Raw genomic sequence first — 15,521 nt, 5'->3', positions numbered from 1 at the left:
GCTTATATGTATATATATAATGTGTAATTTCAAAATATTTAAGCCCATGTTAGAATTCAAGATAATAAATCTTTATCTCATTTAATAATTTTATTTTTTTAAAATGGGTAGGTAAAAAATAATATACACGTTCAAGCTTAGGGAATGTAGATAAAAAGGAGATGCAATATATTGCTAAACATGAAAGAGCAAGCACTAGAATTACATTTTAGGAATAAAGGGAAGCTGGAGGTTAAATCAAAAATATCAGTTAAAAATAAGCAAGATTTAAGTCTTGCCTATTCCCCAGGTGTGGCTGAACCTTGTAAGGAAATTTATTCATTAGAAAATAAGGCTTATGATTACACGATGAAAGGGAATACAGTTGCAGTTATATCAAATGGTACCGCAGTTCTAGGATTAGGAAATATAGGTGCATTAGCGTCTCTGCCGGTATTAGAAGGAAAGGCTATGTTGTTCAAAGAGTTTGCGAATGTGGATGCTTTTCCTGTTTGTATAAACACAACTGACATTCAACAATTCGTTAACTGTGTAAAATTGTTAGAGCCTACATTTGGTGCAATTAACCTAGAGGATATCGCTGCTCCTCACTGTTTTACTATTGAAGAGGAATTAAAGAAAGGATTAAAAATCCCAGTTTTTCATGATGATCAACATGGAACAGCGATAGTTGTAATGGCCGGTTTAATAAATTCATTGAAAATTACTAATAAAGAAATTGATAAAATAAAAGTAGTTGTAAATGGTGCCGGTGCAGCAGGAGTCTCTATAGTTAGAATGTTACATCAATACGGTGTTCAAAATATAATTATGTGTGACTCTAATGGGGCTATATATGACGGACGTATCATTGGTATGAATGGAATTAAAGAGGAGATAGCAAAGATATCAAATATTCAAAGAGAAAAAGGCAACTTATCAAACGTGATAGGAAATGCAGATGTATTTATAGGAGTTTCAGTAGCAGGAGCATTAACTAAAGAGATGATAAGAACCATGAGCAGAGATCCTATAGTCTTTGCGTTAGCTAATCCAACACCTGAAATAATGCCTGAATATGCAAAAGAAGCAGGAGCTAGGGTTGTTGCCACTGGACGATCAGATTATCCTAATCAGATTAATAATGTATTAGCTTTTCCTGCGATTTTTAGAGGAGCGCTCGATGTTTATGCAACGCAAATTAATGAAGAGATGAAAATAGCGGCAGTTTCTGCGATTGCCGAGTTAATTAAAGAAGATGAGTTATCTGAAGAATATATTATCCCATGCCCCTTTGATCCAAGGGTTGTTGAAGTGGTCTCAAACAGCGTATCAGAAGCCGCAGTTAGAACTGGAGTTTCACAGAAAAACGGAATGATAAAAAACTCATATGCTTAAGAGATGAAAGTAGAAGCGCAATTAGGGATATTTATTAATGTTAAGTTTCTGATTTTTATGAAAATATATATATAATATCTTATTGAGGTAAGGATATTTGATGTTATTTAAGACTGTTAAGCTATTTAAGAAGATTTCTAAATTTGAGGACAGTACACTAAAGGGAGGACATTTTCCATTGAGCATGCAATTAAGTACAGGTGTATTATTCAAGGAAAATAACAATCTCGTTATTATACGAGGAATTGAAAAAGAAACGATTGAGCAGATTAAATCTCAATATGGAAAAGAACGATGTATTTGCTATGTGGGAGGACAAAGTGTTGATTATGGACCGGTGAAGCATGCTCTTTTTTGGATGGATCGAGTCGATATTGGGGATTAATTTCTTATTAATATGTATCCAAAATGAACAAAGATTGTTTTGATTAGTGGTGCTCAATTTTTAAGTTTTAACACCAAAAAAGCATCGGTCATTGGACCGATGCCATTTTTATGTGTTGATTTATTATTACAGGGTATTCTATCTCCACTAGAATTTTTGGTGGGACTTGGCTTGAGCCGGATAGAAGGTGTAAGCATGAACTTATCGTCTGCTATGTAGTATATGCAGCTGCCCTTTTCAAATTAATTGGGGTGCCATGGTTTCAATAGTGGAGGTAATACCTTCTTACTTGGTGCGAAGGGCCTATGATACAGTGAATCCTAAAAGAAAAATGGTTGTTTACATTAAAGTATACATGTTTACAAAATGTTTACTGTTTGTGTACATGGACGCTTACGTGTATACAAAGTGGTTTACATCCTTTAACCATGACATGTTTACTATTTTGTGTGCAAATATACGAAAATATATACATGTTTACATTTTGGTAAATGGATACAAAAGTTGGATAGACGAAGCTATGAAACTTAAGTTAACCTTTTACTTAAACTACCAAAGTGGAAGGAATGGTTTCGTTGACGAGAACTCGAATTGCAGCCGTAGATGTCGGAAATGATTCATTAAAAGCAATCTTTGGGAAGATGGAGTATGAAGTAAATATCCCTAATGTTATCGCTAGAGATGTAGCGGACCGCCCTGTCATTGGAATCGAGGAGTTAAATAGCCAGGATCCGATTGAGGGTATTCATGTTCGATTGCACTCTCCTACTTTAAAGAGCAATAATATTATTTATCGTGTTGGCCATCTAGCAACGAAAAGCACCAACTCAACCGAATTAGATCCAGGAAGCAGTAAGTCCGAAGAAGATCAAACGATAGTCATGCTGCTTTCCGCATTAGCTTTAGATGCCGTTCGTGAAGAAAATAAAGAGATCTTTAAACGTAACCATAACGTGGTGGAAGCTACCTATATTTTAGGAACTGGCCTACCGCTAAGAGAAGTAAAAGAAGGTAAAGATGTAGCGTATCGTTCTAGCTTGCTTAGCTCTGTTCACCAAGTTGAGTTTTTAGTAACGCCTAAATATCAAGGTATAAAAGTGAATATTAAGTTTGAAGAGGTCAAAGTTTATCCAGAAGGATTTGCGGCGTATATTAATTTAGTCATGGATAATCAATTAAATATTATTAATAAGGACTTAATTGATAAAAGGATTATCATTCAAGATATTGGCGGTCTATCAACAGATATAGCCGTAATTAAAAATCGTAAGGTAGATGACGATAAAGCGCAGGGTTTTAATATAGGTGTTTCAGAGTCTCTTGAAGCCATTCGAGAAGAGATACGTTCTAAACATGGTATTGAGCTGGACAGCCGTCGGGATGTTGTCGAAATTATCACGAAGAAAAATGATAGAAATCATATTATGGTAAAAGGTAGCCGGACAAGCGTCCATGATATAGTAGATCGTATTTTATTAGAATTAGCCAAAAAACAATATCGACACCTACGTAATATCTGGCAAAAGAACTCTCAGACAGAAATTGGGTACTTTGTTGGAGGCGGCGCCATTGTCTTAAAAGAGTATCTGAAGGCATTAAATAATAACTTAGATGGATATAACATTGATTTCTTTGAGGATGAAAAAGAAAGCATCTGGATGATGGCGAATGCTTATTATAAACTAATTGCCGATTTTGAAAGAAAAAATTTAAAGGCAAGTCAAAATGAAGAACAAAAAGTAGTAAAGTCCAATTAGGGTGATATCATGAAGGAAGCAGAAATCAAGAGAGGACAGCCTGTTACATTTCGAATCCCCTCGGATACACCTGAACATATATTAAGAACTTTGCAGCAGCTGAAGAAAACAGAAAGAAGGAATTTCTCCAGTAAAATTGCTGAGTTTGTGATAAATGGGGTAAGTGGGTCCATATCCAGACAACGTGAAACTCTAACGATCCCCTTGCCGAAAGGACTAAGCAAAGCTCAGCGAGATTGGTTAAAGCATGAGCACTCTGAGGCGCTTTTAGGGAGTATTGTCTATCAATTGCTGGCTAATCCTGTTCGAACAGCATCGCTTTTTACTTCAATTAACAGTAATGCACTGGAAATAGATGAGGCGCTCTATCTGCAGGAAGAAGTAGCTGTAAGTAGTGAAATAGAATGGGATACTATCGATTCTTCTTCACTTAGTAGTGAAGATAGTACTGATGAAAAAGTGGAGGAAGATGATTTAGATAACTTTAATTGGGAGACGGCAATAAGAGTTGAAACGCCATACTCCGAAAAAGAGGAAGAAGAAGAGGAAGAGGAAGGAGATCTTGATGATCTCCTTGGTGACTTCCTTGCACAGATGAATAAATAAACGATGGAGGGCCGAATGAGACCCCGAAATCGTAGAAGCTGCCATTTGGGGTAACCAAAACGGCGGAATGAGACCCTGAAATCGTTGAAGCTGCCATTTGGGGTAACCAAACCTGTCGAATGAGATCCCAAAAACGCCCAAGCTCTGACTTTGGGTAACCAAGGCGAGTTATCCCATGGACAAAGGATATTAATCTTTATCACTATAATAAGAGATCTTACCATAACCGATTTGTTTAAAGTTTCTCGAAAGTAACTTGCGAATGGTTTTTTTGGTTTTAATGATATCACACCATTCATAAATATAGTTTGTTGTTATTCTACTACTTGGAAAAAGTGTCCTAAATTCCTCAATACTACGTAAGACTGCCGGATAAAATTCTTCATTGAAACCACAACCGTGACATATTAAAACCTTTTTTATGAAGGTATCAAAAAGTTTATGGCAATTGGGACAGGCAATTCCTTTCTTAAGTTTAGAATAGTGGTATTCAGGTAAACGGTTGTAAGGTGATTCATCCAAGTGTAGAGACAACAAATGCTCAGCTAATTTTGAATGTGTATCTTTTAGTTTGGAGGGGATCTTATTTAATTTGCTAATGAAGCGATTAAGTTGAGTTGGAAAAATGATAGGTAGATTTTGAGGGGCCAGATATAACTGAAATTCGGGGTTTACAAAAATAAGATAAGATTCGATGGGTAAGGTAAATCCCAGATCTTGAAGTAGCCTTCGAAATAAGGATTCATTGCGCTGCAACTGCAATAGGGGATTCTTTATTTCATTTTTTGATAATGAGTACCATCTATCTGCCTCAATATAAAAATCACCCTCATAATTCTTTACCTCGAAGAGATATATGGTGTTTGAGGTTATTAATAATGAATCGATTTGAAATAAAGTATGGTTATATTCTAGTAATAAATCATTTAAAATAAGTCTTTCATGAGAAAGGTCATCTAACCTTTTATCAAACACTTTCTCTCCTATGTAGCCTTTTTCAAGATTAAGATAATAAGTTTCTTCTTTCGCTGAAAAACTCATACGGGCATATAGAGCTCTCATCATCTTAAGTTCTAGAGATTCGCTACGGGGTTTTATAATCAATACGCTTAACTTCTTTCATTGTTCACTTTAAATTAATAATATGACTAAATACAGAGATTAACAAGATTGGAAATAGAGTCTCTTACTTTGAGATGATAAAAAAGGAACCACTGACGGTTCCTTTTTAATCACTCTAGTTATCCCTCTTCTATCAACTCAACTGAGGCCTTAACATCTAAATAGCCAGCACCATAAATATACCCTTCCCTATTTCCCCATGGAGTTGCCCCTTTCATAAGGTATTTCTTTACTTGGTCGGGAGTCAAATTTGGCTTTAGTTCGAGTAGTTGGGCAGCTGCGCCGGCGCATATAGGGGTAGCCATGGATGTACCGGATAGCTCAAAGTAATTTTGCTCTCTGCGGCTAGCTTTTTGTAATTTATCTAGATATGAGTTAGGGGCTCTTAGGGAGATGATATTTACACCGGGTGCGAGGATATCCGGTTTTGGGTGATTATCAAAAGGGGTAGGCCCGCGGCTAGAGAAGCTTGCTACATCATCATCATCACGCGAAGGTGTATTTCTATCATCCATCGCTCCAACCGTAATGACAACGGGACTATTACCAGGGCTCGAAATTGTTCCTTCACTAGGTCCATCATTTCCGGCAGCTACTAGTACAACAATTCCTTCTCTCCAAGCAGCCTCTACCATTTGTACCATGGGATCGTCCTTAGCAGGGCGGTCAGGTGCACTTCCTAAGGACATTGAGATAATATTAATTTTGTGGGTTGTATTAGGATTATTATTATAATCGATGCACCATTGCACCCCATCCATTACGGTAGATAGAGACCCTGAACCCAATTTATCCAATACCTTTACCCCTATTACATATGCGTCTGGAGCCGGACCGGCATAATTTCCTCCAGATGCAGCCCCATTCCCTGCAGCATCACCAGCACAGTGAGTTCCATGCCCATTATCATCATAAGGATTGGTTCCTGTACCTACTAAGTCGACAAAATCAACGATACGACCTTCGAGATCAGGGTGGGGGTGAATTCCAGTATCGATCACAGCAATGGTTACCCCTTTACCCGTTAAAGGAACACCAGATGGGTTTACAACTTGATCAGAACGTACGGAAGGTTTAGCCACGTTAAGAAGAGCGCGAACCTCGCGATCCATATGAATCTTTCGAATGTGGTTACAATTTTCGAGGAGGGCTTCTATTGCTTGGGGAGTCATTTGAGCGGAACAACAATTTGTACTAGCAAAAGACTTTTTAATATGGCATTTGGTATGCTTCTGGCTTGTATCATGCACCTCTACTAAACCTTTCTCGTAACCTTCGCTTCCTTCAAATTCAATGATAACGGGGAAAGCTCGAAGCCTTTTTATACGCCCCTCCATCAGTCCATGAAGGAAACATGGGGTCCAGCGAAAGGGACGATATAAATTGACTAGTTCTTTGCGGAGAGTGTAATCGATCTTATCCCCATGGCGACGAACGAGTTGAACCATAGAAAATCCAAACATATCCCTTTCTCCTTTCTTTTTTTAATAGAAACGATAGTTATTTCTATGAAAATAGAAGAAGAGTGGAAACGGTATATGTCTATGAATCTATGAAAATGGGTTAAAGGGGGGGACCCGCTAGGTCAGCATGTCGTTATCCCTCACTTACCACCCTAAAATCCTCCTCTCGATGATCATGAAATGCATCACATACTTCTTGTAGAAACGCCTCTATACTTTGTCGGGGTTGACGATGGTAACCATATCTCCATCTTTGATTGTTTTCGTCCACCACATAAGCGTGATAGCCTTGGATCTCTTCTCCTTCGATGCGATCAAAAAAGTCCGTAAGCTCCACTTTAAATTCCATTTCATCTGTTCCTCCAATAGCAAAGAGTATAAGTAATTTTAAAAATTCCCTTTAGGTCCTATTGTTATTCATTTTAATGAAGAGATAGGTTTTGGACGTCGTTGAAAAATGGTGTAAGATATAAAGATCAAAATGGAAATTGGTGATGTTTTTTGGAATGGACAGGTGAAAGAATAGTACCAAAGCTTCTCAAGCCAACTAATGGAATGTTACTAGAGCATCTAGCGAGATATTATTTTGCTGCTCCTTATGTACAGGGACGGGTATTAGACATCGCCTGTGGGACGGGTTATGGAAGTCATATGGTGGCTAAGGAACGCAAGCGTGAGGTCAAAGAAATTATTGCTGTGGATAATGATGAAGAAACCCTATCCTATGCGAATCGAGAATATAATCATCAAAAGATTACCTATAAGAAGGCCGATGCTCTAGATCCTCAATTACCTGAGCAACTTGGGAAGTTTGATACGATCTTAAGCTTTGAGACGATTGAGCATGTACAGGAAGACCGGGTTTTTATGGACAATTTATATAAAATGTTGAAACCAGGAGGGACCTTGGTCATATCAAGTCCTTTTGGAAGGGGAAGAGGAATGCCCACGAGCGAGCCTTTTCACTTTCATCAGTTTACACCGGAGGAATTTGAACAATTATTTTTCCGTTTTTCCGAGGTTGAGATTTATTATCAAAGAGGCGTAACCTTTGAGATAAAGCCGAGAGATGGAGTACGATATTTTATTGGGATGGCTGTTTGTAAGAAATAGAATAGGGGTGCCAAATTTGTCAGCATTTTTAAATCTAGGAATACGTCCAACAATCAATGAAATACTTCAAGCAAATGGTCTTGTTCTTCCAACAGAGGTTCAAGAAAAAGTAATTCCTGTGCTTCTTGAAGGGAAGGACGTTATTGCCCAGGCCCAAACCGGTACGGGGAAGACGTTATCCTTCATCCTTCCCATCTTAGAAAGAATAGAAGTGGGATTACCCCATGTACAAGCTCTTATCTTGACTCCAACAAGAGAGTTAGCTCTTCAAGTGACCTCAGAAGTGAAAAAAATGACAGCTGGCCTTGATGACATCCATGTATTAGCTGTCTATGGGGGGCAAGATGTTGACCAACAGATTAGAAAGCTACAAGGTCACGTTCAAGTGGTCATTGCTACTCCTGGTAGATTATTAGATCACCTGCGTAGAGGAACGATTGAACTTACCAAGGTATCGATGCTTGTCCTCGATGAAGCCGATCAAATGCTTCATATGGGTTTTCTAACAGAAGTAGAGGAGATTATTAACAAGACTTCTGCCGATAGACAAACGATGCTTTTCTCTGCTACAATGCCTCAACCTATCCGTGATTTAGCATCTCAATATATGAAGAATCCTCAGGATATAAGAATAAGGAAGCACAAGATCACTTTAGATCTAATTAAACAATATGTAGTAGAGACTACGGATCGAGCCAAACCCTCCACGCTGCGAACGATTATTGATCAATATCGACCTTATCTAGCTGTCATTTTCTGTCGGACGAAGCGGCGTGCTAGTAAAGTAAACGAAACATTAACTCAAATGGGATATGTATCGGACGAGCTTCATGGAGACCTCTCGCAAGCGAAACGGGAAGAAGTCATGGAGCGATTTCGAGAAGCGCGCATTCAGTTGCTTGTAGCGACAGATGTTGCCGCCCGTGGACTAGATGTGGAAGGCGTAACACTGGTTGTGAATTATGATATCCCACATGATGTAGACAGTTATATACACCGAATCGGGCGAACAGGACGAGCGGGCGGAAAAGGGGTAGCCCTTACCCTTGTTGCGGCAAAGGATCGGGGTTACTTGGATCTTATTGAAAAAGGAATCGGCCAAACACTAAAACGAAAAGTGATCGAAGCAACTGAGAATAAGCCGAAGGATCAGTCAGGGTTTCCGGTAGAAAGAAGGAAAAGAATGAGATCACGCTAATGCCGTAAGCTCAAAGCTGAATAAATGGCATTGAATATGGTCAAAGCTGAGATACGTAGCTATATTTGGGTTTTTATGATATAAATACAAGTAAATAAGTGTTATCGGAATCGTTGATTAGATATAGAAAGGTTGGTATCCCTATGGAGAATAAACAAGGATCCTCTAATTTTATTAAAAATATTGTCATTGAGGATTTACAATCAGATAAATATGATCAAATCATCACGCGTTTTCCGCCTGAGCCTAATGGATATTTACACATTGGACACGCCAAGTCCATCGTATTAAATTTTGAGCTGGCTGATGAATTTAAAGGGAAGACGAACCTTCGTTTTGACGACACGAATCCATTAAAGGAAGACCAAGAGTTTGTTGATTCAATTAAAGAAGATGTATCCTGGTTGGGATATGTTTGGGACAGTTTGTTCTTTGCTTCCGACTACTTCGAAGAAATGTATAACCGGGCTGTTCTTTTAATAAAAAAAGGGAAAGCTTATGTCGATGATCTTACGGCAGAAGAGATTCGCGCCTATCGAGGAACACTAACCCAACCTGGGAAGGAAAGTCCATTCCGCAATCGTAGTGTCGAAGAGAATCTTGACTTGTTCGAGAGAATGAGAAAGGGAGAGTTTAAGGACGGTGAGAAGGTTCTTCGTGCTAAGATTGATATGTCTTCCCCGAATATTACCTTAAGAGATCCTGTTTTGTATCGTATTGCTCATGCTACTCATCATAATACGGGTGATCAGTGGTGTATTTATCCTTTGTATGACTATGCTCATCCATTGGAGGATGCGTTTGAAGGTGTAACGCATTCGATTTGTACATTAGAGTTTGAAGAACACCGTCCTTTATATAATTGGGTAATTGAAGAGTGCGAAACCGAAAGTAAACCTAAGCAAATTGAATTTGCTAGATTGAACATAACCAATACCGTAATGAGTAAGCGAAAACTTAAGAAGTTGGTTGATGAAGGGATTGTCGACGGATGGGATGACCCGCGCATGCCGACTATCTCTGGACTTCGCAGAAGAGGCTTTACGCCAGAGGCCATACGCAACTTCTGTATGGAAATTGGTGTTGCAAGAAGTCATAGTGTGGTTGACGAACAGATGCTTGAGCACTTTATCCGTGAAGATCTGAAAATGAAGGCTCTAAGAACCATGGGGATTCTTCGTCCCTTAAAGGTAGTGATAACAAACTATCCAGAAGGTAAGGTTGAGATGCTAGAGGCTGAGAATAACCCAGAAAACCCAGAGATGGGGCACCGACAAATTCCATTCTCTAGAGAAATCTATATTGAGCAAGATGATTTTATGGAAGAACCGCCAAAGGGGTATTTCCGCCTTTTCCCAGGCAATGAAGTGCGCCTCAAGCATGCTTATTTTGTAAAGTGCGAAGAAGTCATTAAGGATGAGCAAGGAAATGTTGTGGAAATTCATTGTACGTATGACCCTGAAACAAAGAGTGGTACCGGTTTTACAGGAAGAAAGGTGAAGGGGACGATTCACTGGGTCGAAGCAACGCATGCTGTTCCTGCTGAGTTTAGATTATACGAGCCTTTGATCCTTGATGAAAAGGAAGAAGAGGGAGAATCCTTCCTAGATCATATCAACCCAAATTCCTTGGAAGTGGTACAGGGATTTGTAGAATCCAACATGACCGAAGCGAAGGTGCAAGATAAATTTCAGTTTTTCCGCCATGGTTACTTTAATGTAGATCCTAAGTACACTACAGCTGAAAAGCTTGTGTTCAATCGAATTGTTTCCTTAAAGAGCTCATTTAAAATGGGAAAGTAAAGAAGAAGGAATGAGGGATGTCTGTGAGGCATCCTTTTTCCTTGTTTTCAACGATCTTTCTTGTTGTTTATTTCCACTATTTGTGTCACGATACGGATAGAAGATTCAAGTTTAATGGAGGTTAAATGATGGATAACATATTCACACAGCGTATAAAGCGCACGCTTTCCTATCTTGAAGAACAAAAGCTAGATGTAGCGATGATCACTTCTCCAACCAATATTTATTACCTGACGGGTTTCTATTGCGATCCACTTGAGAGGTTTATGGCCTTAGTATTTGACGTCGAAAAAGGGATTGTGCAGTTATTCGTTCCTTCCATAGATCTAGAAAGTGCAGCTAAGGCAACAGGGATGGATGGACTTACACCGATATCCGATATGGATCAACCCTATACCATCTTGAAGAATTGGGTAGGACGTTCCATTTCACAACTGGGCGTTGAAAAGAAGATGATGAGTTTGTTCCAAGCGGAAAGATTAAAAGAATGTTTTTCCGATGTTCGTTTTGTGGATGTTGAGGAGTTCATTACTTCCATGCGCCTCATCAAGTCTAGCGAGGATATTCAGATCGTGCGTAGAGCGATCGAAGTCATTGAAAAAGTCCTGCAACATGGAGTTTCTAAGGTGGTACCTGGGGTTACTGAATTAGAGATTACAGCCGAGCTTGAGTATCAGATGAAAGTATTGGGGGCAGATCGCCCAGCGTTTGAGACCATCTTGTTATCAGGCCCTCAATCAGCTCTGCCTCATGGCCGCCCGGGACAAAGGAAAATTCAATCTGGAGAGTTCTTATTGTTTGATTTAGGTGTATTTGTTGACGGATATTGCTCTGACATTACACGGACTTTTGTAGTAGGAGAAGCATCGGAGGAGCAAAAATCCATGTATGATGCTGTTCTTCAAGGAAATTTGAGAGGGATTGAAGCGGTTCAAGCAGGGAAGTCATTTGGAGAAGTCGATCGTGCAGCTCGGGAGTATATTGAGTCAGCAGGATATGGGCAGTATTTTATTCATCGATTGGGTCATGGACTTGGTTTAGATGTTCACGAAGCCCCGTCGATTCACGGACAGAATGAGATGACAATGCAGCCAGGCATGTTGTTTACCATTGAACCTGGCGTTTACATTTCTGGAGTCGGTGGTATTCGCATTGAGGATGATGTCTTTATCGGAGAAGACGGAAAAGCGAATGTCTTGACGACGTATCCGAAACATCTGATCGAGTTATAATGGAAGAGGATCTGTTGAGTACTTCTTGCACCAACTTCTGTTAAACTTTACTCTTTTTTCGTATAATAAATACTAAACTAACGCAGAGAAGGGCGGATACATAATGTCTAAGCAGCAAATCGGGGTCATCGGACTTGCCGTAATGGGTAAGAATCTGGCGTTGAATATAGAGAGCCGGGGATTTTCTGTTTCGGTCTACAACCGATCAGCGGAAAAAACGGAGGAACTACTAAAAGAAGCTGAAGGGAAAAACCTAGTAGGGACATACAGTATTGAAGAATTTGTAGAGTCATTAGAGACACCTCGTAAGATTCTTATTATGGTGAAGGCTGGGAAGCCTACTGATGATACCATTGAACAATTGAAGCCTCTTCTAGCTGAGGGGGATATTTTAATTGACGGAGGAAATGCCTACTTCCCGGATACTTTGCGCAGAAACAAAGATCTAGAATCTCAAGGCATTCGTTTTATTGGAGCAGGGGTTTCTGGTGGGGAAGAAGGAGCATTAAAAGGCCCAGCTATCATGCCAGGTGGACAGGAAGATGCTTACAAATTAGTTGAACCCATCCTAACTGCTATTTCTGCTAAAGTAGGGGATGATCCTTGTTGTACGTATATCGGTCCAGACGGGGCTGGTCACTATGTAAAGATGGTACATAACGGAATTGAATATGGGGATATGCAGTTAATTTGTGAAGCCTACCACTTGATGAAGCATACCCTGAACTTGAGTGCAGAGGAGTTCCACGAAGTGTTTGCTGAATGGAACAAGGGAGAACTCGACAGCTATTTAATTGAGATTACGGCTGATATCTTCACGAAGATCGATGAAGAAACAGGTAAGCCTATGGTTGATCTCATCTTGGATACCGCAGGCCAAAAGGGAACTGGAAAATGGACAAGCCAAAGCTCATTAGATCTTGGGGTTCCTTTATCCATTATTACAGAATCGGTGTTTGCTCGATTCCTCTCCGCCATGAAGGAAGAAAGAGTGGCTGCAAGCAAGATCTTGCGGGGCCCAAGTTCGACTGGCGTTTCTGTGAACCGTGAAGAATTTATTGAAGCTGTTCGCAAAGCTCTTTATGCAAGTAAGATATGCTCTTATGCACAAGGCTTTGCCCAGATGAGAGCGGCATCTGAAGAGTATAATTGGAACCTGAACTACGGCAACATTGCGATGATTTTTAGAGGGGGTTGCATTATTCGTGCGCAATTCCTGCAGAATATTAAGAATGCGTATGATCATAACTCAGAGTTAAAGAATCTCCTATTAGATCCTTACTTCCAGGATATTGTGGAGACCTATCAAGATGCCTGGAGACAAGTTGTATCCGTAGCGATTGCAAGTGGAATACCTGTACCAGCTTTTGCAAGTGCATTGGCTTACTTCGATAGCTACCGAACAGAAACACTTCCTGCTAATCTACTTCAAGCTCAGCGTGATTATTTTGGAGCACATACTTATCAGCGTATCGATAAGGTAGGGACGTTCCATACACAATGGATAAAAGAATAAAAAGAGAAAGAAGGCTATGGGTGTAAACTCATAGCCTTCTTTGATCATCGACTTATACGTTGTTAATAGGATGATGAACGGGGAATAATACCCATTATTGCTTGGATTTCTATCATCATTCCTGATATCTTGTAGTTAGCTTAAGGTTGATATGTGAAGGAGTAAATAAGGAATGGAAAAACTACAGTCATTACTTGCAGGGATTATCCCGTCGCGTTTATTGTATCAAGCCGTACTTAGTGGTGTAAGAAAGAAAGAACCTGATGGCATCCAAAAAGTTACCGTAAAACCGGTCGAACTAAAAGGGCAGTTCTTCTATCAATTCAGCTATTATTACGAGAAGAAGGTTCTTCACGATAATTTAACTGTGGAGGAAACGGAACAAAAGTTACAAGAGTTGTTTTCAGAAGTATTTAAGCAAGGAATGATCCATACGGCTGAAGCCGACTATCAGGTTTTAATAAGCAAGAAATTTAAGGTAACGATCTTAAAGAAACCCGCCTCAATAAAACAGGTTGAGCTTACACATAATCGGAAGAAAAATTACTTACTTGAAGAAGGAACCCCGATTCCGTTCTTAGTAGAATTAGGGGTAATGAACCCAGAAGGAAAGGTTCTCGCTAAGAAGTATGATAAGTTCAGGCAGATTAATCGATTCCTTGAGATGATTCGAGACATTGTACCGCATCTTAATAAGGATAGAAAGTTGACTATTTTAGATTTTGGGTGTGGAAAATCTTATTTGACGTTTGCTATGTATCATTATTTAAGGGAAGTAGAAGGACTTGACTTCCAAGTGGTGGGCTTGGATCTAAAGGAAGACGTCATCTGTCATTGCAATGAGTTGGTGGAGAAACTACAGTACAAGGACCTTCGTTTCTTAGTCGGGGACATTGCCAAATATACGGAAGTGGACCATGTCGATATGGTCGTTACCTTGCATGCTTGTGATACGGCAACGGACGCGGCACTAGAAAAAGCAGTTCGTTGGGGTGCGGATGTTATCCTTTCCGTTCCTTGCTGTCAGCATGAGATGTTTACCCAAGTGGAAAATGAGGTCTTGGATCCGATGTTAAAGCATGGAATCATTAAAGAGAGGTTCTCCGCTTTAGCAACCGACTCTGTAAGAGCTACCTTACTGGAGCTAATGGGATACCGAACGCAGATACTAGAATTTATTGATCTAGAGCATACTCCTAAAAATTTACTTATTCGCGCCGTCAAGGGAAAACAGACGAATGTGGATCAAATCGCGGAAAGTTATCTAGAGTTTAAACGATTCCTCCAAGTCACCCCGTATTTAGAAAAAGCACTCGAGGATAAGCTCGAGCCGATACTCGCAGGAATGAAAAAATAGAGCAAAGCCCGTTCGTGGAACGGGCTTTTTACTGTTATTACACTTTCTTTGGATCGGACAAAATTTTTTGTAAAATTAATTGACAACGATTATCATTACCTGTTATTATAAAGATAACGAAAATCGTTCTCAATAATATCAGGTGCAGGAGGGATTGGAAATGTCACTTATGATCGTAGGCGCAGACCACTTAGGGAATATTGAAGAAAAGTTATCTGAAATTGGCTATAGGGAGATTCTTCATATCACAGGAAGAAAACCACAGGAAGTGAAGAAAGATATACCGGAGAAAATAAACCTGATTCTCGTGCTTACGGATTATGTGAATCACAATCTTTCTAAGGTCATCAAACAAAAAGCCAAAGAACAATCCCTTCCCATTTGTTTTGCCAAGCGCTCCTGGAGCAGTATTCATCAAGTTCTGAATGAACATAGGCAAATCAACTACATATCATAACATGAAGTGATGCAATCATTCTGCATTACTTTTTTTCTTTTTAATAAAAAGAAATTTATCCCTGCCTATATATCCACTGTACAAGATTTTGGGTAGAATAAGGGTATAACATAAAAAAGGGGAAATGAAATGAGTT

Annotated in this window: 14 protein-coding genes; 11 read left to right on the top strand and 3 right to left on the bottom strand. The window is 39.5% G+C overall.

All coding sequences use genetic code 11. From position 1 onward, the window contains the following. Nucleotides 1–180 precede the first annotated feature (180 nt). The 4 genes from EIZ39_RS08500 (at nt 181) to EIZ39_RS08485 (ending at nt 4,125) form a co-directional block, all read left to right on the top strand. Entirely contained in the window at nt 181–1,377 is a 1,197-nt protein-coding gene (locus EIZ39_RS08500; RefSeq protein WP_129199474.1) for an NAD(P)-dependent malic enzyme, read from the top strand. A 178-nt stretch (nt 1,378–1,555) separates the two neighbouring features. Then, complete coding sequence (locus EIZ39_RS08495) at nt 1,556–1,762, top strand: hypothetical protein (protein ID WP_129199472.1); 207 nt, start codon at nt 1,556–1,558, stop codon at nt 1,760–1,762. A 575-nt stretch (nt 1,763–2,337) separates the two neighbouring features. Beyond that, nucleotides 2,338–3,519, top strand: a complete 1,182-nt coding sequence (locus tag EIZ39_RS08490) for a ParM/StbA family protein (protein ID WP_129199470.1) — start codon at nt 2,338–2,340, stop codon at nt 3,517–3,519. Between the two features lie 9 nt (nt 3,520–3,528). Next, nucleotides 3,529–4,125, top strand: coding sequence for a hypothetical protein (locus EIZ39_RS08485; protein ID WP_129199468.1), 597 nt, complete (start codon nt 3,529–3,531; stop codon nt 4,123–4,125). A gap of 189 nt (nt 4,126–4,314) precedes the next feature. On the opposite strand, the gene EIZ39_RS08480 is transcribed toward EIZ39_RS08485, so the two are convergent. The 3 genes from EIZ39_RS08480 to EIZ39_RS08470 all read right to left on the bottom strand — a co-directional run bounded on the left by EIZ39_RS08480 (nt 4,315) and on the right by EIZ39_RS08470 (nt 7,059). Next, nucleotides 4,315–5,229 carry a nuclease-related domain-containing protein gene (locus EIZ39_RS08480; protein ID WP_129199466.1) on the bottom strand — a complete coding sequence of 305 codons (915 nt, stop codon included), beginning with the start codon at nt 5,227–5,229 and terminating at the stop codon, nt 4,315–4,317. A gap of 137 nt (nt 5,230–5,366) precedes the next feature. Further along, on the bottom strand, nt 5,367–6,710 hold the full coding sequence (locus EIZ39_RS08475) for a S8 family peptidase (protein ID WP_129199464.1): 1,344 nt from the start codon (nt 6,708–6,710) through the stop codon (nt 5,367–5,369). 133 nt (nt 6,711–6,843) lie between these two features. Next, complete coding sequence (locus EIZ39_RS08470) at nt 6,844–7,059, bottom strand: hypothetical protein (protein ID WP_129199462.1); 216 nt, start codon at nt 7,057–7,059, stop codon at nt 6,844–6,846. Between the two features lie 206 nt (nt 7,060–7,265). Here EIZ39_RS08470 and EIZ39_RS08465 point away from each other — a divergent pair, with 206 nt between their 5' ends. From EIZ39_RS08465 to EIZ39_RS08435, 7 genes are all read left to right on the top strand, one after another. After that, entirely contained in the window at nt 7,266–7,823 is a 558-nt protein-coding gene (locus EIZ39_RS08465; RefSeq protein ID WP_129199825.1) for a class I SAM-dependent methyltransferase, read from the top strand. Between the two features lie 7 nt (nt 7,824–7,830). Then, complete coding sequence (locus tag EIZ39_RS08460; protein ID WP_483296030.1) at nt 7,831–9,021, top strand: DEAD/DEAH box helicase; 1,191 nt, start codon at nt 7,831–7,833, stop codon at nt 9,019–9,021. 143 nt (nt 9,022–9,164) lie between these two features. Further along, entirely contained in the window at nt 9,165–10,823 is a 1,659-nt protein-coding gene (locus tag EIZ39_RS08455; RefSeq protein ID WP_129199460.1) for a glutamine--tRNA ligase/YqeY domain fusion protein, read from the top strand. Between the two features lie 125 nt (nt 10,824–10,948). Then, nucleotides 10,949–12,055 carry a M24 family metallopeptidase gene (locus EIZ39_RS08450; protein ID WP_240675745.1) on the top strand — a complete coding sequence of 369 codons (1,107 nt, stop codon included), beginning with the start codon at nt 10,949–10,951 and terminating at the stop codon, nt 12,053–12,055. A gap of 103 nt (nt 12,056–12,158) precedes the next feature. After that, the gene (gene gndA / locus EIZ39_RS08445; RefSeq protein ID WP_129199458.1) at nt 12,159–13,571 is read left to right on the top strand and encodes an NADP-dependent phosphogluconate dehydrogenase; all 1,413 of its coding nucleotides are present in this window, start codon (nt 12,159–12,161) and stop codon (nt 13,569–13,571) included. Nucleotides 13,572–13,743: 172 nt separating this feature from the next. Next, entirely contained in the window at nt 13,744–14,928 is a 1,185-nt protein-coding gene (locus tag EIZ39_RS08440) for a class I SAM-dependent methyltransferase (protein ID WP_129199456.1), read from the top strand. A gap of 160 nt (nt 14,929–15,088) precedes the next feature. Continuing rightward, a complete protein-coding gene (locus EIZ39_RS08435; RefSeq protein WP_129199454.1) occupies nt 15,089–15,385 on the top strand; it encodes a DUF2325 domain-containing protein in 297 nt (98 codons plus the stop codon). The last annotated feature ends 136 nt before the right edge of the window (nt 15,386–15,521 follow it).

The organism is Ammoniphilus sp. CFH 90114, from assembly GCF_004123195.1.
Taxonomy (GTDB): Bacteria; Bacillota; Bacilli; order Aneurinibacillales; family RAOX-1; genus YIM-78166.
This window is presented reverse-complemented; position numbering and strand designations above follow the sequence as displayed.

Excerpts from the sequence above, each read along its gene's own strand:
- EIZ39_RS08500 (WP_129199474.1), top strand. The coding sequence starts at position 181 with ATGAAAGAGCAAGCACTAGAATTACATTTTAGGAATAAAGGGAAGCTG.
- EIZ39_RS08485 (WP_129199468.1), top strand. The coding sequence starts at position 3,529 with ATGAAGGAAGCAGAAATCAAGAGAGGACAGCCTGTTACATTTCGAATC.
- EIZ39_RS08475 (WP_129199464.1), bottom strand. The coding sequence starts at position 6,710 with ATGTTTGGATTTTCTATGGTTCAACTCGTTCGTCGCCATGGGGATAAG.
- EIZ39_RS08470 (WP_129199462.1), bottom strand. The coding sequence starts at position 7,059 with ATGGAATTTAAAGTGGAGCTTACGGACTTTTTTGATCGCATCGAAGGA.
- EIZ39_RS08465 (WP_129199825.1), top strand. The coding sequence starts at position 7,266 with ATGTTACTAGAGCATCTAGCGAGATATTATTTTGCTGCTCCTTATGTA.
- EIZ39_RS08455 (WP_129199460.1), top strand. The coding sequence starts at position 9,165 with ATGGAGAATAAACAAGGATCCTCTAATTTTATTAAAAATATTGTCATT.
- EIZ39_RS08450 (WP_240675745.1), top strand. The coding sequence starts at position 10,949 with ATGATGGATAACATATTCACACAGCGTATAAAGCGCACGCTTTCCTAT.
- gndA (WP_129199458.1), top strand. The coding sequence starts at position 12,159 with ATGTCTAAGCAGCAAATCGGGGTCATCGGACTTGCCGTAATGGGTAAG.
- EIZ39_RS08440 (WP_129199456.1), top strand. The coding sequence starts at position 13,744 with ATGGAAAAACTACAGTCATTACTTGCAGGGATTATCCCGTCGCGTTTA.
- EIZ39_RS08435 (WP_129199454.1), top strand. The coding sequence starts at position 15,089 with ATGTCACTTATGATCGTAGGCGCAGACCACTTAGGGAATATTGAAGAA.